Raw genomic sequence first — 26,726 nt, 5'->3', positions numbered from 1 at the left:
ATTTTTCTAAAAAAAACAGTAATGAGACAAGCTATAATGACATCGCCGGGAGTGATCGAATTCAAAAACACTTCTGCTCCAAAGGAGATTAAACCGAATGAAGTGCTTTTGAAAATAGAAAAAATCGGAGTTTGCGGAAGCGACATACATGTCTATCATGGCGAACACCCCGCAACGCCCTACCCTGTTATTCAAGGGCACGAATATTCGGCCACCGTGGAGGTCGTTGGCAAGCAAGTATCTAAGGTAAAACCCGGGATGAAAGTTACGGCACGCCCCCAGCTGGTGTGCGGAGTATGTGGCCCTTGCAAAAGGGGGCAATACAATGCCTGCCAGAACCTGAAGGTTCAGGGGTTCCAAGCTCCGGGAGTTGCCCAGGACTATTTTATTGTTCCCGAAGATCGGGTGGTTGTCCTTCCCGATTCGTTAACTTTTGAGCAGGGAGCCATGGTTGAACCCGCTGCCGTTGGTGCTCACTCCACCAGCCGTGTTGCAGAAATCAAAGGAAAGAATGTGGTTGTTTCCGGTGCCGGCACAATCGGTAACCTGGTAGCACAGTTTGCGATGGCACGCGGTGCAAAAAAGGTCCTTATCACCGACATCAACAATTATAAGTTGCAAAAAGCAAAGGAATGTGGTATTGAAGCAACACTGAACGTATCGGAAACACCTTTTGAAGAAGGGATTAAATCAATCTTTGGCAATGAAGGTTTTCAGGTTGGCCTTGAAGCTGCCGGCGTGCAATCTTCATTGGATGTCCTAATTGCCAACGTAGAAAAGGGCGGAGATGTGGTAATTCTGGGTGTATACGCCAAAAATCCAACCGTAAACATGTATTATGTTGGCGAACACGAGTTGAATCTTTCCGGTTCTATGATGTATCGCCACGAAGATTATGAAGTGGCAGTACAAATGATTGCGGAAGGAAAAATCATAACAGAACCTCTGATTTCTAAACACTTTCCTTTTGAAGAATATGCGAATGCATACAAATACATTGAACAAAAAGAAGGAGAAACGATGAAGGTGATCATTGACCTTTAATATTTACGCATGAAATGCGTCCGGAATATTGGACGCATCCTACACGGTGCTGTTAAAAACAATCAATTTTAATTGTATATGAAATATTATTATAATGAAAAACTTTAATTACCATCAGTCTACGGAAATACGCTTCGGGATAGGACGAATTAACGAACTTGCCGAAACGGTAAAAAAATACGGAAACAAAGTTTTATTGGTCACCACAGCTACAACTAATCCCGCTTTCGAGGAACAATACACCAGGGTAAAAAAGATATTGAGGGATGGCGGTGTTGAAGTGGCCCACTACGACGGGGTTATTCCAAATCCAACTATCGAATCGATAACTGCAGGTGCCGAGATAGCCCGCAATTTTGGCGCCGAGGTAGTTGTTGGGTTGGGGGGCGGCTCCAGCATGGATTCAGCTAAAGCCATATCGGTAGCCGCAACACATGAAGGTTCTTGTTGGGATTACCTCTTTTATAAATCGCCACAACCCGATCCCGAAAAATTATTGCCGGTTATTGCCGTTTCAACCACTTCGGGTACCGGTTCTCAAGTTACCCAGGTGGCAGTGGTTACAAATACACAGGAACGCGACAAATCGGCCCTGTACAATAATATTTTATACCCGGAGGTGTGTATTATCGATCCAGAACTGATGTTAACCGTTCCCGCTTTTGTAACCGCCACAACCGGTTTCGATGTATTGTGCCATGCATTCGAAAGCACAATCAATCCGGGTACGGGAGCATATGTCGATTTGCTGGCATGGGAAGCCATTGCAATTGTGGTAAAAAACTTACCCAAATTACTAGCCGATTTAAAAGATATTAAAGCGCGTGAAAAAATGGCCTGGGCCGATACCCTTGCCGGGCTTTGTATTGCCAATGCCGGAGTTACCCTACCCCATGGAATGGGAATGGCCATTGGAGGCATGTATCCACAAGTTGCACATGGCGAAGCCCTGGCCATTGTTTATCCGGCCTTCGTTGAGTTTACCTGGGAAGCAGCAATACCTCAATTTTCAAAATTAGCCCGGATATTAAATCCTGAATTAAATGCTGTAACCGATAAAGAAGCGGCTGCTCAATCTCAAAACGAAATTTGTAGGTTTCTGAAACAAATTCAATTGAACAAAAAACTGCGTGATGTTAATATGCCTGAAAATGAAATTGAAAAACTGGCGGATCAATGTATGGTATTGCCCGATTACGAAGGCAATCCGCGCGTTGCAACAAAAGAAGATATGATTGAACTTATAAAATCCTCATTTTAACAAATATTTAGCTATCATATTTTTAAACTTAAATTCTTTGAAGATGAAAAAACAATTATTTCTAATTTGCTTGCTCTCCATCGTAATGCTAAGTGCATACGCGCAAACCCGAAGCATAAGCGGGACAGTGACTTCGGGGAAGACCGGAGAAAAGCTTGTTGCCGTAACCATTTCGGTAAAAGGAACCAGTATTGGTGTCATCACCGATACTCATGGGAATTTTAGCCTGGAAGTGCCTGAAAATGCTAAGACACTGGTTGCTTCATTTTTAGGCATGACAACTATTGAAGTTCCCATTTCGTCATCGGATGTTTACAATTTTTCGATGGTGCCGGAAAATATCGGCCTTGACGAAGTAATTGTGACCGCTCTTGGTGTTACCAGGGAGAAAAAAACGCTTGGTTATGCTGTTCAGGAACTTTCGTCGGACGATTTAAATCAGGCAAACGATCCTAATATTGTTAATTCCCTTTCGGGTAAAGTAGCAGGTGTTCAGGTTACAAGTGGGGGTAGCACCATTGGTTCCTCTTCAAGAATTGTGATAAGAGGTAATGCTTCATTTTCTGGCAATCAACCACTTTTTGTGGTCGATGGCACTCCAATAGATAACTCTTCACCCAACCTTCGGGGAAATGGTGGTACCGACTGGGGTAATACAGCCTCTGATATCGATCCTAATACCATTGAGTCTATGACAGTGCTAAAGGGTGCAAATGCAGCCGCCCTTTATGGCAGTCGCGCCACGAACGGAGTTATTATTATCACCACCAAAAAAGGAGGTAAAGGAGGCAAAAATATTGGGGTTGAATTTAACTCTTCAGTAATTTTCAACCAACCGGCCTATTTCCCAAAACTTCAGAACGAATACGGAGGAGGTAGAGACGGTAGCGAATATCTTTACAATAAATATAACGAAGAAAACGGTACATCATTAACTTATAATGAATACGCAAAACAGTTTGGATATAATTATGTTGATGGCGCCGGTGGCGGAGTGAACGATAATCACCCCATTAACTGGGGGCCAAGATTAGATGCCGGACTTAATCTCGACCAATGGTCTACAGGAGCGGACAGCCCATGGGTATCACGTCCGAATAACGTAAAGGAATGGTTCAATACCGGTCATAATATCGAGAACAGCCTTACCGTTACTTCAAACGGAGAAAAAGCATCGGGAAGAATTACGATCACGAATCTGGACTCGAAAGGTATTGTTGACTATACGGATCAAAAGCAGAATACTATCTCCTCAAATGTAACCCTAACTCCAACTAAAAAGTTAACTGCAGTTGCCAATGTTACCTATTTAAGAAAGGAAAGTGATAACGTACCAAATAATGGTTACATGTACGCCGACATTTTTGGGTGGTTGCAAAGAGATTACGATACACAATACGCGAAAGATTTATTTTACGAAAAAGGGAATGACGATTACATGTTTAATGGCGATAATCCTTTTTATTCGCTCAGAAACACCCATGGCTTCACCAGGGATAGAATGTTTGGTAACATAAGTACTTCCTATGATATTAGCGAATGGTTATCCGCTACAGGACGGGCAGGAATTGATTTCTATAATGAATACCGTAAAAACATTACCCAATCGGGAACTTTCCGGAATATACGTTTGGGAAGAGGCGGGCAATTCAACGAAACCCAAATTTTTAACAAAGAAATTAACGCCGATTTCATCCTTAATTTCGACAAGACTTTTGGCGATTTCCGTATCGATGGGCTATTAGGCGCAAATTACAGGAACGACTTTTACAAGAACACGTATATGAGTGCAGCTGACCTTACCGTCCCCGACCTGTATACCATCTCCAACGTGAATGGTAATCCAACAGTAAGTATGTACACACGCGAATATGAAACACACAGTGCATATTTTGCAGCCAATGCATCGTATAAAGATTTTATTTTTCTAGGGATAACCGGCCGTAACGACTGGAGTTCGACATTGCCTTCTGAAAGCAGGTCCTATTTTTATCCATCGGTAAGCCTTGGCCTAAGTGTAACCGACGCATTTCAAATCGAATCTGATGTTTTATCGTATGCCAAGTTAAGGGGGAGTTGGGCAAAAGTTGGTGGTGACACCGATCCTTATAAATTGGACAGGGTTTATTCTGCTAATTCTTTCAATTCAATCTCAACATTTACGGCTTCCAGCACTATGCCTCCTGTTGGATTAAAACCTGAGGAAACGCAATCTTATGAAATTGGTGCTGATTTAAGATTTATAAAAGATCGCATATCTTTAGATTTTACTTATTATAACCAAACAACAGTAAACCAAATATTGTCTGTCGCCACATCCGGTACAACAGGCTACAGCTCCATGCTGTTAAATGCAGGCGAGATTGAAAATAAAGGTGTTGAATTAATGGTGTTTGGCAAAATCCTAGACAGCAAGTCTGGATTAAATTGGGATGCAACAATTAACTGGGCAAAAAATAAGAGCATGGTTAATTCATTATATGGCGACCTTGAATCGTATGTTATTTCTGCCGGGTTTGGAGGTGTGAAATCGCTGGGTATACCCGGAGAAGAATGGGGTGTTTTATGGGGGTTACCATTTGTTAAAGATAATGAGGGAAATACCGTTGTAGATGCGAGAGGGCTTCCCAAAACAACCAATGTTGGTGAGAAACTAGGTACGGTAACGCCGGACTGGACAGGAGGTATAAAAAACTCATTTAGATATAAGAACGTTAACCTGAGCTTTTTAATTGATGCCAAAGTTGGGGGCGATATGTTTAGCACCACCGCCTGGCACTCATATCCAACCGGAGCATATGAAGTAACCACTAAAAATAATGTAAGGGAAACCGGTTTGATTGTTGATGGTGTTTTTGAAGATGGTACAAAAAACGACATTCGCGTATCAGCACAGGATTATTACCTGGGCTCGTGGATGTGGAATAACCATGAATATTCGATACTTGACGGAACCTATGTGAAATTTCGCGAGCTTGCGGTAGGATATGATTTCCATTTCGACAACATAGGCTGGATTCAAAAAATTAACATCTCATTTGTTGGCAGAAACCTAGCGATTCTATACAGAGATAAAAGCACAGCTGATTTGGGTATTGATCCGGAAATTGGTTTTGGCGGAGGAGAAGCCGGTGTTGGTTTTGAGAACTTTAATATTCCAACTACCCGCAACCTTGGATTTAAGCTAAAAATCAGTTTATAAGAATTTTGTAATTAAAAAAAGTTTCGATTATGAAAAAGATATTTAAAGCATTATTATTTCTTTCGGTTGGCGCTTTGCTTGCAATGGCATCATGCACTAGCGAATTTGATGAGTTGAATACGAACCCCAATGCGGCCACTGTTGTACCGGGAACTAATGTTCTTGGTTCTTCAATGACATTATCTGCAGGCACATTGTTCGGAACCAGACTGAGCTGCTACTACACAGGTACGTATTGTGGATACATAGGTTCCGATGACTACGAATACAGAGTTGGTATTAACAATAGCATGTGGACCAGCATGTATAATATAATGACTCGCGCTGTTGACGCCATGAGACTAGCAAAAGAGGAAGGAAACGATAACCTCTACGCAGCCGCACTTACTTTTAAAGCATACAATGCACAGAAGACAACTGACATGTGGGGTGATATTCCATACTCACAGGCTTTTAAATTAGGAGAAGGAATAACTTATCCAGTATACGATTCGCAGGAACTGGTTTACAACACAATTTTGTCGGAATTAAAAACTGCCGCCGATATGTTTGACGAAAATGGCGAGAACATTGGTGAAGGTGATTTTATATTGAATGGAGATGTTATGCTTTGGAAAAAGTTTTGTAACTCTTTACGCCTTAGAGTTGCGATTCGTATGTCGTCAGCCGATGCAGCAACAGCTTCAGCTACTATCCAGGATATTTTAAACAATTCAACCAAATATCCTATTATGACTGAGAATAGCGATAATGCTTATTGGTGGTTTCCCGGGATTGCCCCTGACCAGGAAATTTGGTACGAATCAATGGGTACAAGCGGCGACGCTGAAAAAACCGGCTGGAGGCTGCAACAACCTATTATTGACGCCTTGCAGGACAACAACGATCCGCGCCTTCCTGTTTATGCCGATAAAAATGACTATGGCGTTTATAGTGGTCACCGCATGGGACCTTTTCAAGCTTCCGACACCATGAATAACAATGCGAACAGATCACATATTGGAGATTGGTTTATGAACGATCCTGCAGGCTTTGTGCCTTACATGAACTGTGCCGAAGTATATTTCGGTCTGGCCGAAGCGTATGAACGCGACCTTGCTACCGGTGATGCTAAAGTGGCTTATGAAATGGGCATTACCTATTCATGTATGGAAAGTGGGCAGATTGAACCGTCCCAAATAGCCACATTTTTGGCTGAGCCTGAAGTGACCTGGGACGGAGGAACCACTTCTAATCTTGAAAAGATTGCCCTGCAAAAATACGTTGCTTTATTTAAGCAAAGTGTTGAAGCCTGGTCAGAAGTAAGGCGAACCGATGTTCCGCTTCTTACAGGAGTATCGGCAGAATATGCATCCGCCCACAACAGGCCACCTTTCAGGTTAGCGTATGCCGATGAAGAGAAATCACTAAATATTAATTTCCCGTACGATGTTGAGGAAGAAGATATCTTTTACGGAACACAGGTGTGGTGGGACAAAAGAACAGGTGTGGAATAATAATTTAACTAAATAATATGTGAGGAAACAGGTCAGTAGTTAGCTCACCTGTTTCCTTTATATATAATTAGTGGCTATAAGAAAAGGCAACAATTCTCTTTTAAAAACCCTCTAACTCTCCCGAATACGAGTTCGGGACAGGCTCTAAAGGGAGAACCAAAACTCCCCGTAGAGAGCTAATTCCCCTTTAGGGGTTCGGGGTAATCACCAAGGAGAATATATTAAATAGAGAGTTTTCTTAGATGCACTAATTATTTGGGATAATAGCTCGTTAAGCTTTCGTCATGATCATATTATCAAGTTGTTATATAGATGCGTATTTGCATCGTATAAATTGTCATTGAGTACTTTTAACCCGGATTATGCATTGGAGGTTCGTCATGAGCATTGCAAGTACAATAAAACAAGGCATTACTGAAACAAGGCATAACTTGTCCCGATTACTTTCGGGAGCATCGTTCTGGTGAGGTGAAGTGATGCAACGAAATGTCTTGTTTTAAAATAATTTCAATGTGTAATAGAATTTCTAATGCATATTGCGGGTTTAAAATAACCCCATGTCTATTGTCGAAAATACAACTATTAATAATTGGCATGTACCTGATAATTAATTTCAGTAAGCCTATACGAATTAAGTTAAAAGTTTGAAAAATGGTAAAGTGTATAAAAAAACAAAATACCCTACATCCAATTTTTGTTATATTAGTATTATTGCTAGCCTGTTATGGCTGTTCTCAACAGGGAACAACATCAAAACCTCGTCCCAACATCCTCTTCATCCCCGTCGACGACCTTCGTCCAGAGCTGGGATGCTACGGAAACAAGGACATAAAAACGCCCAACATCGACCGGTTGGCAGGCCAGGGTGTGACATTTACACGTACCTATTGTCAGCAGGCCGTTTGCAGTGCCTCACGGGCCAGTTTACTTACCGGTCTGCGCCCCGATTCCATTCAGGTTTGGGATTTGCAGAGCGAATTTCGCGCCGCCGTCCCCGATGCTGTTACCTTGCCCCAGTTTTTTAAACAAAGTGGTTACACTACCATTGGTCTTGGTAAAACATTTCACAATATTTTTCCCGACACCATTTCATGGACAGAAAAACCACATATCGAAGGATTTCCATTCGACCCGGATGCGTTTTATGTAAATGAAGAAAATATAAAAATTCAACAGGAAAAGATTGAAAAACTGAAAGCCGCCGGAAAATCGACCATCGACCAATTGGGTCATTGGTATGTAAAAGCCAAAGCTACTGAAATTGGCACGAAGGGTGACGATGCCTATTTTGATGGTGCACAAACCACCCTGGCCATAGAAAGAATGCAGGAATTGGCTAAGTCTGACAAACCCTTTTTCCTCTCGGTAGGATACTATCGGCCACATCTGCCTTTTAACGCCCCCAAAAAATACTGGGACATGTACAACAGGGATTCAATCCCGTTGGCAGAAAACCAGTTCACACCTGACGGGAGCCCTGAATATGCCAACCACGGTTACCAGGAACTAAAGGGATACATCGATTGCCATGAGCTACCTCTTCCATCCGAAAAACCCTGGCAAACAGAACGCCAAAGAGAACTTAAACACGGCTATTATGCCAGTGTTTCGTACATCGATGCTCAAATTGGCAGGTTGCTCGACGAATTGGACAGGCTCGGCCTGACCGAAAACACCATTATAGTGCTTTGGGGCGACCATGGTTGGAAACTGGGCGAACACAACGGCTGGTGCAAAATGACCAATTACGAAATCGACACACATGTGCCATTAATTATAAGCGGAACTGGCGTAAAAGCAAAAGGGCAGCAAAGCAATGCCCTAACCGAATTTGTAGACATCTATCCAACGTTAATTGAAATGACAGGTTTCGATATTCCATCGCATCTTCATGGAAGCAGCACCGTACCGCTTCTCGAAAATCCTGAAAAAAAATGGAAATCGGCTGCTTTCAGTCAATTTTTGCTGGGGAGGTTTGGTCCTGCGGAAACACGAAAACATGAAAGAATGGGATATGCCATACGAACCGACAGATATCGTTATGTGGAATGGTACGGCTGGAATAAAAAAGAAAAGAAAAAGGGAGAACTTTTAAATAGGGAACTGTTCGATCACCAGACTGACCCAAAGGAAAATATGAATCTGGCAAACGTTGTGGAATATAAAAAAATTGTACAGGCACTTTCTCAACAACTAAACCTGGGATGGAGGAATGCCCTTCCCAAGTCAAATAAATAATTTGTTTTATCCAAATGACATAGGGTTTTGGCAACAATTTTCGTCTAGTAAGTAATAAACATTCAAAATCAGTTCAACCAATTGTATTATACAACAACCATGAAAAATATATTAGTATTGATAGTTGTTTCGACTATGTTGTCATGTACTTTTTCCAATCCGGAAAAAAAACCAAACGTAGTATTTTTATTAATCGACGATATGGGCTGGATGGACATTGGTGCCAATGGGAGTACTTTTTACGAAACGCCTAATATCGATAAACTGGCGAGCGAAGGTGTTCGGTTTACCCAGGCTTATGCAGCTTCTCCAATATGTTCGCCAACGCGTGCCTCCATATTAACCGGTAAAAATCCGGCACGTATTAATCTTACCCAATGGATTGGAGGCCCTGGAAACCCCGATTACGAAAGAAATTTGCCTCTCGAAGAAGTACTCTTCCCTGAAATAATGCAAGAGGCCGGCTATAAAAATATTTTCCTGGGCAAATGGCACTTGAACAACAGGGCTGGCGAGGGGAAATTCTGGCCCGACAAACAAGGTTTCGACATTAATGTTGGGGGTCACTTTAGAGGTGGCCTGTATATCAAAAACAAATACTTTTCCCCCTGGAACATTCCCAACCTGGAAAACGGACCTGATGGAGAATACATGACAGACCGCCTGGCACAGGAAGCAGCCGATTTTATCGATGTTAATGCCGATAGCTCATTTCTTTTGTACCTTTCTTTTTACCAGGTCCATGCGCCCTTTAGCGCACCTGAAGACAGGGTTGAAAAATACTTGAAAAAGCAAAAACAACTGGGACTGACCGACGAAGAAAAATTTAAAGAAGGAACTTTTGGCGATAAAACTTTTACTTACAGAACTAAACAAGATCATCCCACCTATGCCGCCATGGTTGAGTCAATGGATATGGCTGTGGGCAAGGTGCTCAGTAAACTGAAAGAAAAAGGGATTGACGATAACACGATTGTCGTTTTCTTTTCCGATAACGGAGGATTAAATACCTCAGAGGGAATACCCACCTCAAATGCACCATTAAAATATGGCAAAGGCTGGTTATACGAAGGAGGAATCAGGGAGCCCGCTATTATCAAATGGCCAGGCGAAACCAAACCGGGAACTGTTTCGGATGAAGTTATTACCAGTATGGATTTCTACCCCACCATTCTCGAAATGATTGGAGAACCATTACGCCCCGATTTACATGTTGACGGTAAAAGTTTAGTGCCCTTGCTTAAAGGGGAAAAGGAAAAAATTCACGATGCCGTCTATTTCCACTACCCGCATCGATCCAATCAAAAAGGAAGTCCGAGCAGTGCCATCCGCGAAGGCGATTATAAGTTGATTGTATTTTTTAACGACAACCGTCAGGAGCTTTACAACCTGAAGGACGATATTGGTGAAACACACGATCTCTCAAAAGAATTGCCCGAAGTTAGAGAAAGACTGTACTCAAAACTGGAAAAATGGTGGGACGATGTTGATGCCCGTTTCCCAAAGGAATATAAAAAACCATGATCAGAAAGAAGCACCAATTAGCCCGATTATTCATGAATTTTCGCGATGAAAATTCAAAATACACCGAGAAAACAATTGATTTGAAATGAGACGAATTATAATAGCTGCCATTTTCTTTACCTTCCTGTTTGCAGAAAATGGTCATACACAGACTAATAAAACAATTAAAGTTGCCTGCATTGGTAATAGCATTACGTTTGGATACGGAATAAAAGATCGTTTAAAAGATGCATATCCCGTGCAGCTGGGAAGGATGCTGGGAGAAAATTACGTGGTAAGAAATTTTGGGGTAAGCGGGCGTACATTGCTTTCAAAAGGTAATATGCCTTACATAAAAACAGGGGCATATCAGCAGGCATTAGAATTTAATCCTGATATTGTCATTATCAAATTGGGAACCAACGATAGCAAACCCTATAACTGGGAGTTTGGTGACGAGTTTAAATCTGATTATTTAAAACTCCTGGAATCCTTTAAAAACCTGGAATCAAAACCAGCCATTCATCTTTGTTTGGCCGTTCCCGTATTAAAAAGCGGACTGACCATTAGCGACGAAATCGTTGAATACAAGATCAATCCGTTAATACAGGAAATTGCCAGGGAACAGAATTTGAAACTGATTGACCTCTTTACGCCATTTGTTGGAAAAAAAGAGCTCTATGCTGACAATATTCATCCCAATGGCCAGGGAGCAGGTGAAATGGCAAAAATAATCTATAAGCAACTTACCGGTGTTGAAGGAAAACTAGTTATCCAAACATTCCCGGGGAAGAGAACGACATGGAAAGGTTTTAACCGGTACGATTTTGAGTTTGGCAATAAAAACGCACGAATCATAGAGCCGGCCAAACCCCTTGAGGGTAATCCATGGGTTTGGAGAGCCCGCTTTCCGGGATGGCATACCGAAATGGACAGCATATTGGTTTCAGAAGGTTATCACCTGGCCTATATAAATACCAACGCTCAATTTGGAAGCCCTAAAGCTATGAAATCGTGGGATAGATTTTATAAATACCTGATTAAGGCACATAACTTCAACAGAAAAGTTGCATTGGAAGGTGTAAGCCGGGGAGGCTTGTTCGTATACAACTGGGCAAAACAAAATCCAAATAAGGTAAGCTGCATTTATGCCGAGGCACCTGTTTGCGATTTTAAAAGCTGGCCAGCCGGTTTTGGGGCAAGTGACGGTTCAAAAAAAGATTGGGAAAAGCTAAAGACTGAATATGGTTTTGCATCGGATAAGGAGGCGAAGAACTATGCGAACAATCCAATAGACAACCTGGAAGCTTTGGCAAAAGCAAAAGTTCCTGTTTTGCATATGATTGGCCTAAACGATTCTGTTGTGCCAGTGGCAGAAAACTCGATGGTGTTGATTAACAAATACATAAACCTGGGCGGCATAGCCACCGTGATTCCTTGTACCCGGGGAAAACAAACCCTTTATGGCCACCATTTTCCGATTGAAACACCACGAATTGGCGCCGACTTTATAAAATACCACACAAAACCTGAAGTAAAATTGATCGATACAAGCGCCCATCATACCCTAAAAGGAAGACTTCAAAATAGTTTCCTACAATTCCAGCGAAACAAAAAAGAACAGGTGGCATTCCTTGACGGTTCAATTACAGGCACGGGAGTCCCTGAAGAACTTGACCTAAGAAAAAGGGTAATTAAGCATTTACATATACCAATCTATTACTCCACCGCCTCCTGCCTAGGCGATACCGATCACCCATTAGAATTACGCATGACCGCTTCAGGCAAAAAAATGCAGGAGGTTGAGGCCAGTCGCATCAGGTATTTCTTTGAAAAACGCAGTGAAGCAATTTTATACAACTAAATTTAAATAAACTACATGAACATCGAAATCATATCCCCATTCAGGTTCCTAGCGTGCCTACTTATAGTTGCCTTATCCACAGGAACAAAAGCCTACTCACAAAAACCGGTTAAAGTCTTCATCCTTGCCGGTCAGTCAAACATGCAAGGGCACGGCGAAACGGTGAAAGGAAAAAAAGGAAACTTAAGCTGGTTGGTGCAAAACGACAAAGCTGGAAAATACCAACACCTGGTAGACAAAAAAGGCAACTGGAAAAAAAGGGATGATGTATTTATTTATGCAAACGACAAATACGACAATATAAAAACAGGCGAGTTAAGCGTTGGTTACGGCGCATATGACTATACCATTGGACCGGAGCTTCAGTTTGGCAATATTATCGGCGATTTTTACGATGAAAATGTATTGCTGATAAAAACAACCTGGGGAGGAAAAAGCCTCGCAGTTGATTTTTGTCCCCCCAGCGCAGCAAGCGACACGGGCTATGCACGCATTCCCTATGCCCCTCAAGATACCGGATACTATTACGTGCAAATGCTGGCCACCATTTACGATGTTCTGCACAACCTGCATAAATATGTTCCAAATTATTCAGGCGAAGGTTACCAAATTACAGGTTTTGCCTGGCATCAGGGTTGGAACGACCGGGTAAATAAAGCACACAATGCCGCCTACGAAAGCAACCTGGCACATTTGATCAAAGACGTACGGCGTGATTTGGCAGAACCCAACCTCCCGTTTGTTCTTGCAACCACCGGAATGAGAAGTTACAAAGACAACGACCCAAGGGAAATTTCGTTGATACAAGCCCAGATGGCTATACCTTCCCATGCCGAATTCGAAGGGAATGTAAAAGTGACGGACACCCGCAATTTCTGGCGTTCCATTGAAGATTCACCGGCAAAACAAAATTACCACTGGAACCGCAATGCCGAAACATATTGTTTGATTGGCGAATCGCTGGCCGAATCCATGTTAGCGCTTTTGTATGAGAATAAAACTTCTTCAAAAATACGTTCAGCCAAATGCGGAAGTGATGAGATTTTGGCGCCAACACCGCCTATGGGCTGGAACAGTTGGAATGCCTTCGAAAAAAATATTGATGAAAACAAAATAAAAACCATTGCCGATATTATGGTAAGCTCGGGGATGCGTGACGCGGGATATGAATACCTGGTTTTGGACGATGCCTGGATGGCTGCCGAAAGAAATGAAAAAGGCGAATTGGTTGCCGATTCCTTAAAATTCCCGGGAGGTATGAAAGCCATTGGCGACTACATTCACAGTAAAGGATTAAAATACGGAATTTACGAATGCCGTGGCAATTTAACTTGCCAAAACCTTCCCGGCAGCTTCGAACACGAACAAACCGATATGAATTCCTTTGCTTCTTGGGGAGTGGATTACATTAAAATGGATGCCTGTTTTGCTGCGAGAAATGGCAGGCTAAGCTCCGAAGATTTTGCTATATACGCAGATGCCATTAAAAACACCGGCCGCCCGATGGTTTTTAGCATCTCCGATTTCGGACAGGGAGCCTGGGCTTGGGGAGGTAAAAACTACGCACAGCTTTGGCGTACATCCATGGATATTTACCCATTTATCAAATCGGTTTATCGATGTGCTGAAACTTCAGGTGGAGCAGGATCTTCGCATCCCGCATTTAACGGATTATGGCAGTTTGCAGGGCCCAACCACTGGAACGATCCGGATATGCTCCAAATTGGAAACCTAAAAAATGCCGATGAAGACAAGGTTCATTTTAGCTTATGGGCGGTGCTTGCCGCTCCATTAATGGCAGGCAACGACCTGCGCGTCATGTCCGATAGTGTTAAAAATATCCTTCTGGCTCCCGAGGTAATTGCCATCAACCAGGATCCACGTGCGCAACAAGGCTACAAAGTATTTCAAAAAGATAGTATTGAAATATACAACAAACCGTTATCCGATGGAACAACAGCAGTATTATTGTTGAACAAAGGTAAAAGGAAAACCGATGTAACCGTTACTTGGAAACAAATCGGGCTTGACGGGCATCAACCTGTCAGGGACTTATGGGCACAAAAGGATTTGGGAAACTTTCAAGATTCAATTACGGCCCGTAACCTTGGGCAACATGGCCACCTTTTAATTAAAGTTGGAAGAATCGGTGCTAAGCTGCTACCTGGTCCAACTCCTGTTTCTCCGGAAAAATATACCGTAACAAAAAAAGGAACTACTTACCTAAGTGATTTATACTATATCATGAAAGAATTTAACCACCCCGTGGCCGACAAAAATTTTAAGGGTGAGCCGATTCAAATAGAAGGTAAGACTTACAACAAAGGTTTGGGTTGCAAAAGCAAGTCGATACAAATGTACAAACTAGATGGAAGGGCCAACCGTTTTAAGGCGATAGTTGGTTTAGATAAATGTTCGCCGGATGAAAAGATGGGAAAATTCAGAATACTGAACGAAGATAAATTTGGAGGTCGTGTCCTTTTTGATAGCGGACAAATGGAAAAAGGAAACTCTCAAGAGGTCGATATTGATGTTTCAGGCCTCAATTTTATTCTACTTGAATTTGTTGGAAAAGGCGTTTTTGGCAATTGGGCCGATGCCAAAGTGATTGTAAATAACTAAAAAGATGAAGAATATACTCACAGCATTTTTATTCGTCGCAGTCGTATTAAACCTGGCGGCTCAGAACCGACAAGATAAAGGTTTGCAGGCTATTACCATTGAAACGGTGGAAGCGCCACTTAAATTCCTCGCCTCCGACTGGACAGAGGGACGCGAGGTAGGGACAAAGGGAGCCTATATGGCGGCAGATTACATAGCCAGCGTTTTTCAAATGTATGGAATAAAACCACTTGGCGATATGACGCAAAAAAGCATGAGCCGGGAGTTTAGATTGCAAGGAAAGAAACCTGAATTTTACCGCAGTTACTTCCAGAATTTCGACTTAATTACCGAAACACGGAATAAAAAGAGCGAACTCCGATGGTCCCAATCAAACGGAGTTTCAACCCGGATAAAAAAACTGACAGAAGGGGCTGATTATCAGGTGCAGGGTAGAATTGGATCGCTAGAATTTGACGCGCCGATTGTATTTCTTGGTTACGGAATAAAAAACAAAGACCTAAAATGCGATCCTTATAAAAAGGTTGAATTAAAAGGAAAAATCGCTTTTATCCTAACCGGGTTTGCAGGAATTAACGACCAAGAATCAAGAAACTATAGAACGCTGAACAAAGACAATAGTCTTTCAACAAATAAACTGGAAAGAACAAAAATTGAAAATGCCCGTGAAGCGGGTGCCATAGCCATTATAAAATACAATCCCGGTCATGTTTTCAAGGCAGCAAACCCTTCCAACCTGCCCATGTTTTCCGACAATGAGTTTTATGAAGGCGACCAACCACAGGACGATTTTTATCTGAAAAAGATTTTCCTGCCCAACTGGGAAACAAAACAGGAAATACCTGTAATTCAATTAAACAAAAACTTTGCTGAATCTATCCTGAAAAATGAAGGCGGGATATTGAATACCTTGCAAAACCCGGACTACGATATGGCCAAGTTTACAAGCCATGAACTTAAGGATTCGCGTTTACAGTTTAAAATCAACCACGACCAAAAAGTAATCAGGGCAAGAAACGTACTTGGTTATATTGAAGGGGAAAATACCGACGAAGTGGTGGTTATTGGCGGCCATTACGACCACGTAGGAAAATACAACGGTTTTATTTTTAACGGTGCAGACGATAACGCTTCGGGTACGGTGGGAATGTTAACGCTGGCCCGCGCGATAAAAGAAAGCGGCAAGAAACCGGCTAAATCCATCCTTTTTGCTGCCTGGACAGGCGAAGAACAAGGTTTGTGGGGCTCGAAATATTTTGTAAAAAACATACCCGATAATCTGAATATAGTGCTCGATATTAATATGGATATGATTGGGAGAACTTCGATAAAAGACGATTCAGAAGCCTACCTGAAAATGCAATACACGAAGCAATACCCCATTTTCGAGAAAATTTTTCAAAAGCAAAACGAAGCAAACAACCTTAACCTTGATATCCGCTTTTTCCCCAGCGAACAACCTAAGGGAGGGAGCGATTTTGTGCCTTTCGCGGCAGAGCAAATCCCAATAATTTCACTTTTTACCGGCTTGCACCGCCATTACCATTATCCAAACGACGAGCTTGAATATATTGATTTGGAGAAAATGACCAATATTATAAAACTCACCTATCTAGGGTTAAACGAGATACTGGAATCAGAATGATTCTGTTGAAAAACTAATTTTTACTTGAAAAAACAGCAAAAATGAAAACTAATAGAATAAGCATAGTACTCACTTTAGCAATTGCGATTTTATTCATTGCACCAGGAAACATCTTCGCACAGGAAAAAGCCGGTCCGTTTACAAAATTTGCCAATCGCCTTCAGTGGGAAGACGAAGGTGAGCTGTATTGGATGGATGCTTTTGGTCCGGATGCCCTGCGTTTTAGAGGCTCCAAAAGTCTGAGGATTACCGACGAAGATTGGAACCTGTTACCTCAACCCGATGTTCAACTTGAAATAACCATTGAAAAATCCAAAGCGGTAGTTAAGAATGGTAAAATCAGGGCTGAGATTCAGGCACGTAAAGGAAGAATTACCTATTTAAACGACAAAGGCGAAGTGCTTTTGCGTGAAGCTATTCACCACCATCATCCTCAATTTGCAAGGCAATGGGAAAGCAAAGGAAGCGACCATTTTAAAACTAAAGTGACTTTCGATGCAGAAAAAGACGAACATCTGTATGGTATGGGACAATACCCCAACGATTGCCTCGATCTGAAAGGAACGGTTTTGGAGCTGGCACAAAAAAACACGCAGATTTCAATTCCCTTTTTACTTTCGAGTAAAGGCTATGGTTTTATATGGAATAATCCAGCCGTTGGCCGTGCAGAATTATCCAAAACACACACCAGTTTTTTTGCGGAATACACCAAACAAATCGATTATGTGATATTTCCCGGCGATACCCCTTCCGATCTGGTCTCCCACTACGCAGACCTCACCGGAAAATCGCCTAAGATGCCTGAGTACGCAACGGGTTTCTGGCAATCGAAGCTCCGCTATTATTCGCAGGACGATTTGCTTTCAGTGGCTCGCGAATACAAAAAACGCAACCTCCCTCTTTCGGTTATCGTTGCCGATTTCTACCACTGGCCGGTTACCGGGGACTGGAAATTTAACGAGGAACTGTGGCCAGATCCCAAAGCCATGATTCAGGAATTGGACAGCCTGGGGATTAAATTGCTGGTATCGGTGTGGCCCACATTGGCCGAAAACAGCGAGAATTATACCGAGTTCAAAAAAAATAATTTCACCATTCGCCCGGAACACGGAGTAAATCTTTTTCTCCAGGCAAACGACGATCTTACCTATCTTGACGTAACGCATCCGGGAGCGCGAAAAGCCCTTTGGACAAAACTCAAAAAAAATTACTGGGACCTGGGTGTACGCATGTTCTGGATGGATGAAGCCGAACCCGAGATCGAACCGCTTGAGTACAACAATATTAGGTACTATCTTGGCAATGGCGAAGAGGTTTCGTGCCTTTACCCATACTATTTTGCCAAGACTATTTACGACGGGCAAATAGAAAGTGGGCAAACCGAAATCATTAACCTTATCCGTAGCGGATGGATTGGCAGTCAGAGGTTTGGCACTTTGCTATGGTCGGGCGATATTTCAGGTGATTTCCCAACTTTAAAAAGACAGATTAAAGCAGGATTAAACATTGGCTTGTGTGGAATTCCATGGTGGAATACCGACATTGGTGGTTTTTACGGAAAACCTGAATCTGACGAATACAAAGAAGTACTTCTACGTTGGTTCCAATATGGTACTTTTTGCCCGGTAATGCGCATTCATGGTTTCAATTCGCCAAGGGTTCTTTTAGAAGGGCAGATTACCCACACAGGCTCGCCCAATGAAGTCTGGAGTTTTGGAGACAAAGCACAGGAAATAATGACGCACTATCTGCATGTTCGCGAGAGATTGCGCCCTTACATCCAAAAACACATGGACATTGCTTCAGAAAAAGGAACACCCGTTATGCGACCCCTATTCTTCGATTTCCCTAAAGATGAAACCTGTTATACCATCGAAGACCAATACATGTTTGGACCTGATATCTTGGTTGCCCCGGTTACCGATGCGGGTGCAACATCCAGATCGTTATATCTGCCCGAAGGCTCCAAATGGAAAGATGCCTTATCTGGAAAAACATATAAAGGGGGGCAAACCATCCAGGTGAAAGTAAGCATTGAAAATATTCCGGTATTTACAAGAAACGATCTGGATTTTAAGCTGAATTAAATCAACGCGTAAATCAACAACCATGAAAACATTAATAGCATTAGCATTTCTGACAACCGGATTTTCTTTAGGCCTGTTCGCTCAAAAGGTGGATATTCCATCTCAAATCGACGAAAAGAAATTCGACCCGGCAACTTTGTTGTGGTACGATAGCCCGGCAAAACAATGGGAAGAAGCACTTCCGGTTGGAAACGGACGTTTGGGTGCCATGGCATTCGGTAAATATGGCGAAGAAACCGTTCAGCTTAACGAAGATACTTATTGGTCGGGAGGGCCTTACTCCACGGTTGTAAAAGGGGGTGCTGAGGCCTTGCCCGAAATTCAGCGGCTTATTTTTGAAGGTGAACCCATTAAAGGACACAAACTTTTTGGCCGCAAACTGATGGGCTACCCCGTTGAACAACAAAAATACCAGCCACTAGCCAATCTGGTGCTGATGTTCGACAACCAGACGGAAGAAACCGTAGCTGACTATAAACGTTGGCTCGATCTGGAAACAGGGATCACTAGTGTGGAATATACCGTTGGTACCGTAACTTTTCATCGCGAGGTGCTTACTTCGGAGCCTGACCAGGTTGTTTTGGTGCATATGACTGCCGATAAGCCCGGGAGCCTGACTTTTAAAGCGCAGCTCCGTGGCGTGCGCAATATGTCCCACTCAAACTACGGGACCGATTATTTTACCATGGATATGGTTGGCCAAAACGGACTAACCGTAAATGGAAAATCGACCGATTATTTGGGGGTTGAAGGGAAACTCAAGCACCGTACAGAACTAAAAGCCTTACACGAAGGAGGAAGGATAAAAACGGAAAACGATTATATAATCGTTGAAAATGCCGATGCCGTTACCTTTGTCATTGCCGCTGCCACCAACTTTGTAAACTACAAAGACGTGAGTGCTGACCAGGTGGCACGTGTAAAAAACTACCTGAAGCAAGTGGAAGGCAAATCCTACAAAGAGATGAGAGATGCCGCAGTAGTTGATTATCAGAAATATTTTGAGCGTGTTAAGTTGGAGCTTCCAACAACAGAACAATCGTTTAAACCTACTGATAAAAGAATGCTGGAAAATGTGGACAATTCGGACCCTAACCTTGCCGCACTTTGTTACAACTTCGGACGTTATGCCTTAATAGGTTCGTCGAGAGAAGGAACGCAACCTGCCAATCTGCAAGGAATCTGGAACGACAAAGTCAACCCTGCCTGGGATTCCAAATACACCACCAACATCAATACCGAAATGAATTACTGGCACGCCGAAACCGGAAACCTGCCGGAACTAATGGAGCCACTGATTACCATGGTGAAGGAATTAACCGACGAGGGTGCAAAGGTGGCAAAAGAACATTACGGAGCGCGTGGTTGGGTATTCCACCAAAATACCGATTTATGGCGCGTTGCTGCACCTATGGACGGACCATGCTGGGGGACATTCACCGTGGGAGGTGCGTGGTTAACCAACCAGTTGTACGAGCATTACATGTTTAATCAGGACAAGGAATACCTGGAAGAAATTTATCCGTTGATGAAAGGTGCTGTGCAGTTTTTCCTCGACTTCTTGATTGAAGACCCACAGGGAAAATACCTGGTAACCAACCCGTCCACCTCACCTGAGAATCCTCCCAAAGGCCCCGGATATGAATACTTTTTCGATGAAGTAACCGGTTTCTGGTATTTCACAACCATTTGCTACGGAGCATCCATCGATATTCAGATTCTTACGGATTTGTTTGGTTATTACCTTGAAACAGAAAAAACATTGGGGTTAAATACTGATTTTGCGGACAAAGTATCCGCTGCCCGTGGTAGGTTGGCGCCACCTCAAATTGGAAGAGACGGCACCTTGCAGGAGTGGACCGAAGATTTCGAACAAATGGAGCCCAATCACCGCCACAACTCGCATTTATACGGTTTGTATCCCGGAAATGTGATATCAGCCAAACGCACACCGGAATATATTGATGGGGTCAAGAAAGTTCTGGAACTTCGCGGCGACGGAGCTTCGGGATGGTCACGTGTGTGGAAAATGGCGCTTTGGGCACGCCTTTACGATGGCAACCGCGCCAATAAAATATTCAAGGGCTATTTGAAAGAACAATGCTATCCTCAATTCTTTGCCAAGTGCGGCACCCCACTTCAAATTGACGGTACAATGGGTGCTTCGGCCGGTATCACCGAAATGTTGGTTCAATCCCACGAAGGTGTAATCGACTTGCTGCCCGCTCTTCCCGACGAATGGAAAGAAGGCGCATTTGACGGCGTATGTGCCCGTGGAGGTTTCGAGCTGAATATGAAATGGCAAAACAACAAGGTTTCATCAGTGGACGTCCTGTCAAAATCAGGAAACATCTGCAGGATTGATGCCGGAGGAAAATTTACAATAACCAAAGACGGGAAACGGGTTGCTACAAAAACCAAAGCAGATGGTTCTATTGAATTCAAAACCGTAAAAGGAGGATTGTACAAGGTTGTAAGGAAGTAGGTACTCCGAATCGGCCGAGCCACAAAAGTGATTAAAAAAACAACAAAACCTATTGACAGCAACTTCAATAGGTTTTGTTTTTATCACGTATATCTTAAAACTTGATTATGCGAATTTTAATGAAAAGCGGAATATTGTCATTTTTTCTTACAGTCCTGATTCAGTTAGCATCGGTTGCACAGGATGCTGTTCCTATATCATCCTGGGATTTTAGCGAAATAAAAAACAGGACCGTCATTGAAGCTGAAAGTGGTATCGCCGATACCCTGGAAGGAAATTTCGCAACCGCACCGGGAATAAAAGGTCAGGGATTAAGGCTTGATGGATTTACTACAAGAATTGTCCGTAAGGAAAAATATATTCAAGAACCAGGCTCCAAACTAACCATAGAGGCATGGGTTGCTTTGGGCGAATATCCATTGAATTGGTGTCCGGTAGTTACTACCGAATCCAACGAAGTAAAGGGTTATCGTCTTCTGATTGGCCCTCACGGACAAGTTTCTTTTGAAACCGCCATTAGCGAAAAATGGATGTCCACTACGAGCGCCCATGTGACCATACCACTCCGCAAATGGATGCACATCACCGGTGTTTATACCGCACAAAAGGATATTAAACTATATGTAAACGGTGAACTTGTGTCCTCAAGGAAGATTGAAGGCTCGATAACTTTTCCTAAAAAAACAAATTGTATCCTTGGAATGGTGCCGGAGCCTTTAAGACCAAGCAACACAATCCGGACCTGGGGAACAATCCCGGCTTATTACGGATTGGATGGTATTATTGATGAAATTAAAATATTTGATACGGCATTAACTGCTGACCATATCAAGGGCAATTTTATAAAATATGAGATAGTTGATCCTGATATTGAGGTACGAAGACTACCTGTAGTTGAAAATAACCCCAATCGTTTTGGGGCATTTTACACAAAGCTGAACTATTACCCGGGGTGGGATCTTCTCTGGCCTGTTGATCAGGATCCGGATATTGTGGTATGTTTTGAAAATAATCCTGTTAAGTTTATTTTCTGGCGGGGAATCAGGTATGGTCCTTGCTGGGTTTCGGAAAATGAAAACTGGATGGCCGATCAGAGCCTCGAAACCTGGGGCAACGGAAAAAATGATATTGAAGGTTGTTTCGAACATATGCAGGACCGACACTGTCGTTTCTCACACGTGAGAATCATCGAAAATACAGAAGCCAGAGCAGTAGTTCATTGGCGCTATGCTCCTGTGAGTGCTCACGACCACACCTGGAAGCCCGACCCTAAAACCGGCTGGGAGTGTTGGGTAGATGAGTATTATTACATCTATCCTGATGGTTCGGCCATTAGAAAAGTTTCGTGGAACAAAGGCAGTGCCGGGCATCCGGTACAGTTACAGGAATCGCTGCCGCTTACGCAGCCCGGTCAGCGAAGCGAAGAGGTCGTGAAAGATAATTATGTGACCGTTGCAGACTATGATTATTATACCTGCCCTGTTTCGGTAGATGAAAATAAGAAGCCCACTAACTGGAAGGGGGATAATACTATTCAGCAATTTAATTTTAAAGCTAAAAATAAACCCTATATCTGTTTTGAGCCCGGAAATCGGATGAGCGTAAGATGGATTAACGGAGGATATAATCATTTTCCGGTGAATCAGGCACGAAGTGATGGCAGGTGGGCTAAAACCGTGGACCGTCCCAGTCATTTTATGAGTTCCCCGTGTTCCGATCCGGTTATTCACAAAAAGGGAAACCGCCTGTTCTGGTTTGGTCTGTATGGCATGAACGATATGAACATGCATGAACTGATAAGTTTTGGCCGTTCCTGGGCTTATGCTCCTGAAATTTCCGTTAAAGGCGGAGATTATGTCTCCAATGGCTATGATAAGAGCGAAAAATGCTACCGGTTGGAAAGTAAATACACAAAAACACAGAAACTTGAACTCTGCCTGGCAGGGAGTCAACAGAATCCGATTTGTAATCCTGCTTTTATTATTAAAAACTGGAATGCAGATAAAGCTGCTGTTATGCTGAACGGCAAACCATTAAAAGAAGCAAAAACAAGCATAGTTCATGAACTTGAAGCTGATAAGCTTGTCGTTTTCCTTTTTCTGGAAAAAAAGGAATCCGTGAATATTACTATACATCCCAAGTAAAAACCCAAAAATAGTATGCCAATAAAGTTAACCTCGACAAATATAAGTGCATTACTGGTGTTATGCATAATCTCTTTAAATATTGGTTGCACCCGTGAAAGAGATGATAAGCCTAATATTGTTTTTATCATGGCGGATGATATGGGTTACGGTGATGTGGGTTCGTATAACCAGGATTCAAAAATACAAACCGCAAACATGGACAAATTAGCCACCGAGGGATTGATGTTTACCCATGTACATACGCCATCATCACTGTGCACTCCTACGCGCTATGGCCTGCTTACGGGCCGATATTGCTGGCGAACCAGGCTAAAAGAATGGGTATTGGCCGATTTTTATGGAGATACCCCTTTGATAGAGGAAGAACGAATGACCATTGCTTCAATGTTAAAGAACGAAGGTTACAAAACGGCTTGCATTGGCAAATGGCATGTGGGGATGACTTGGAATACAAAGGATGGCAGGCCTGCCTCATATGACGAGGAGGATAATGTTGACTTTACGAAACCTGTTATCGGAGGACCAATAGAACGTGGATTTGATTATTTTTTTGGCACAGCCGGATGCTCTACGAGTGACCCTCCATATTGTTTTATCGAGAACAAAAAAACCATATCTATACCTAATGTAATGATTCCGGAAGAAATGGATGCAAGGCCAGGAGTAGTAAAAGGGCTAATGGCTTCGGACTGGTCGCAGGAAGACGTTGATGTAAGATTAACAGAGAAAGCAGTGGATTATATAGCAAACCATCAAACCAATCATCCTGATGATCCCTTTTTCCTGTATTTCGTCCCGTCGTCACCTCACATCCCCTGGATGGTTCCTGATTTTATGAAAGGTAAAACAGAAGAAGGTGCCAGAGGAGACCTGGTTGCTTTGGTCGACTGGTGCGTCGGACAGATAACCGAAGCACTAGAAGAATATGGGTTGGATGATAATACCTTGATTATTGTTACCAGTGACAATGGCCCCAGGAAAGGAGCCAACGGACATAAATCGGCAGGCGAATTTAAAGGATATAAATCTCAGATTTGGGATGGAGGACACCGAGTCCCGTTTATTGCAAAATGGCCGGGAAGAATTAAACCGGGAACCAAAAGCGATGAGGTATTTAGCCTTACCGATATGATGGCTACTTTTGCGGCCCTTCACGATGTGGAATTGCCGGCTAATACTGCAGAAGACAGCTATAATGTCCTACCTGCGTTACTAGGAGGCACGACGAGGGAGAATAAGATGCGCCCCCGGGTATTTCATTCGGGCAACGGGGTGTTCGCCATTCAGCAGGGAGACTGGAAGCTAATACAGGGGACAAAAGGTTCTGGCTCTGGTAAAGATCGTGCTCATGCCGATTCTTTACTCGTTGTTGGTCAGCTATATAACTTAACAAACGACCCTTTTGAACGGTCAGATTTATGGGATAAATACCCTGAAAAAGTAATAGAGTTAAATCGATTATTAGAATATATAAAAAACTAGAGGAAAAGCCGAAATACTTATCGCAAATGATGCGACAGATTAACCGATTTATAGCCTTTAACTTTTAGTTATTTTATTAATAGGTAGTTATGATATGTAAATGCAGAAAAAACAGAGTTCGTTTTATTTTAGGAATTGCAATAATTTTATTTTTTTTCGCGAGCGGATGTAGCCGCCAACCGGCGGAAAAACCAAACGTCCTCTTTATTTCCTTGGATGATTTGAACGATTGGATTGAACCCCTTGGAGGTCATCCACAGGCAATTACTCCGAATCTCCAACGCTTATCCGATAAATCGGTTTTATTTACCAATGCATATTGCGCAAGCCCTGCGTGCAATCCTTCCCGCACTTCTATTATGTCTGGATTAGCGCCACATACATCCGGAGTATATTCAAATTATCAGGACTGGAGGGAGGTTATCACCGACTACACATCCATGGGTAAATATTTCCGGAATAATGGATATTACTCGGCCGGAGCAGGGAAAATCTATCATTACCATATGGTTGATACAACTTGTTGGGATGAATACTGGCCATCGCAAAAGAAAAACATGCCGGATGAATATATCCCTGAAAAAGCGGAATCAGGCACCATCAATATGCCTGCCTTTGAGAACATGTATAAAATGTTTGACTGGGCCGCCCTGGATATTGAAGATTCCTTAATGGCAGACTACAAGAGTGTGACATGGGTTTCCGACCAATTAAGAAAAAACCATGAAAAACCTTTCTTTCTTGCCTGTGGTATATATCGTCCTCATGTTCCCTGGTATGTGCCGAAAAAATATTTTGACATGTTTCCCCTGGATTCAATTCAGTTGCCAAAAACTATGGAAAATGATCTGGATGATGTGAGCGACAGGGCAATGGATATAGTACATAGAGGGGGGAACTACCATAAACACATTCTTGAAGCCGGCCTATGGAAACAGGCAGTTCAGGGCTATCTCGCCTCCATTGCATTTTGCGATGCGATGTTGGGTCGACTTCTTACCCAGCTCGAAAATAGCAAGTATGCCGAGAATACAATTGTTGTGTTATGGTCGGATCATGGCTGGCAGTTGGGGGAAAAAGAGCATTGGAGAAAGTTTGCACTATGGAGAAATACCGCCCGTTCAGTGCTGATGATCAAAGCGCCTCAAGGATGCCCGGGGTTACCTGAAGGTTCAGAAAATGGAACCAAATGCCATCGTACAGTTTCATTGCTGGATATTTATCCAACACTTGGCACTTTATGTGGATTGCCAGCACGACATGACCTCGACGGACATAGCTTGATTCCTCTACTCAAAAATCCAAAGAGTGAATGGGAATATCCCGCAATTACATCCTATAATTTCAGTGAATTTGCCATTAGCACCCAAAACTGGAGATATATTCAATACATTGATGGAAGCGAGGAGTTGTATAATCAAATGGAAGATGAAGAAGAGTGGTTTAATCTGGCAAAAAATCCAGCTTATCATCACATCAAAGAAGAATTGAAGCAACATATACCGTCCAATCCTGCTCCGTTGAAAATCACTTCGTTAAAACTAATGCCGCATCATTATCCTCCTTTTAAATCCAGAGAGGAATACCAGGATTGGTTAAAACATGGAAAAGACACAAAATATTTAATTGAAAATTATTGGAATTAGTAAA

Annotated in this window: 14 protein-coding genes; all 14 read left to right on the top strand. The window is 42.7% G+C overall.

From position 1 onward, the window contains the following. The first annotated feature begins 21 nt into the window (after window positions 1-21). Window positions 22-1,044, top strand: a complete 1,023-nt coding sequence (locus ACRD64_RS05055) for a zinc-dependent alcohol dehydrogenase (RefSeq protein WP_430932137.1) — start codon at window positions 22-24, stop codon at window positions 1,042-1,044. 94 nt (window positions 1,045-1,138) lie between these two features. Further along, on the top strand, window positions 1,139-2,305 hold the full coding sequence (locus ACRD64_RS05050) for an iron-containing alcohol dehydrogenase (RefSeq protein ID WP_430932136.1): 1,167 nt from the start codon (window positions 1,139-1,141) through the stop codon (window positions 2,303-2,305). A 43-nt stretch (window positions 2,306-2,348) separates the two neighbouring features. Then, window positions 2,349-5,507 (top strand): SusC/RagA family TonB-linked outer membrane protein, encoded by a 3,159-nt coding sequence (locus tag ACRD64_RS05045; protein WP_430932135.1) that lies wholly within the window; start codon window positions 2,349-2,351, stop codon window positions 5,505-5,507. 29 nt (window positions 5,508-5,536) lie between these two features. Next, window positions 5,537-7,003, top strand: coding sequence for a SusD/RagB family nutrient-binding outer membrane lipoprotein (locus ACRD64_RS05040; protein ID WP_430932134.1), 1,467 nt, complete (start codon window positions 5,537-5,539; stop codon window positions 7,001-7,003). 651 nt (window positions 7,004-7,654) lie between these two features. Continuing rightward, window positions 7,655-9,241 (top strand): sulfatase, encoded by a 1,587-nt coding sequence (locus ACRD64_RS05035; protein WP_430932133.1) that lies wholly within the window; start codon window positions 7,655-7,657, stop codon window positions 9,239-9,241. A gap of 99 nt (window positions 9,242-9,340) precedes the next feature. Continuing rightward, window positions 9,341-10,765: a sulfatase gene (locus tag ACRD64_RS05030; protein WP_430932132.1), complete on the top strand. Its 1,425-nt coding sequence runs from the start codon at window positions 9,341-9,343 to the stop codon at window positions 10,763-10,765. 85 nt (window positions 10,766-10,850) lie between these two features. Beyond that, complete coding sequence (locus tag ACRD64_RS05025; protein ID WP_430932131.1) at window positions 10,851-12,608, top strand: GDSL-type esterase/lipase family protein; 1,758 nt, start codon at window positions 10,851-10,853, stop codon at window positions 12,606-12,608. 15 nt (window positions 12,609-12,623) lie between these two features. Beyond that, window positions 12,624-15,230 (top strand): sialate O-acetylesterase, encoded by a 2,607-nt coding sequence (locus ACRD64_RS05020; protein WP_430932130.1) that lies wholly within the window; start codon window positions 12,624-12,626, stop codon window positions 15,228-15,230. 4 nt (window positions 15,231-15,234) lie between these two features. Continuing rightward, window positions 15,235-16,875: a M20/M25/M40 family metallo-hydrolase gene (locus ACRD64_RS05015; protein WP_430932128.1), complete on the top strand. Its 1,641-nt coding sequence runs from the start codon at window positions 15,235-15,237 to the stop codon at window positions 16,873-16,875. A 41-nt stretch (window positions 16,876-16,916) separates the two neighbouring features. After that, complete coding sequence (locus ACRD64_RS05010) at window positions 16,917-18,962, top strand: glycoside hydrolase family 31 protein (RefSeq protein ID WP_430932127.1); 2,046 nt, start codon at window positions 16,917-16,919, stop codon at window positions 18,960-18,962. 22 nt (window positions 18,963-18,984) lie between these two features. After that, entirely contained in the window at window positions 18,985-21,447 is a 2,463-nt protein-coding gene (locus tag ACRD64_RS05005) for a glycoside hydrolase family 95 protein (protein ID WP_430932125.1), read from the top strand. Window positions 21,448-21,554: 107 nt separating this feature from the next. After that, the gene (locus ACRD64_RS05000) at window positions 21,555-23,591 is read left to right on the top strand and encodes a LamG domain-containing protein (protein WP_430932124.1); all 2,037 of its coding nucleotides are present in this window, start codon (window positions 21,555-21,557) and stop codon (window positions 23,589-23,591) included. A gap of 15 nt (window positions 23,592-23,606) precedes the next feature. Next, complete coding sequence (locus tag ACRD64_RS04995; protein ID WP_430932123.1) at window positions 23,607-25,076, top strand: sulfatase family protein; 1,470 nt, start codon at window positions 23,607-23,609, stop codon at window positions 25,074-25,076. A gap of 89 nt (window positions 25,077-25,165) precedes the next feature. After that, window positions 25,166-26,722 carry a sulfatase gene (locus tag ACRD64_RS04990; RefSeq protein WP_430932122.1) on the top strand — a complete coding sequence of 519 codons (1,557 nt, stop codon included), beginning with the start codon at window positions 25,166-25,168 and terminating at the stop codon, window positions 26,720-26,722. Window positions 26,723-26,726: the final 4 nt, after the last annotated feature.

The organism is Saccharicrinis sp. 156 (assembly GCF_050589685.1).
In the GTDB taxonomy this organism is placed as follows: domain Bacteria; phylum Bacteroidota; class Bacteroidia; order Bacteroidales; family Marinilabiliaceae; genus Saccharicrinis.
This window is presented reverse-complemented; position numbering and strand designations above follow the sequence as displayed.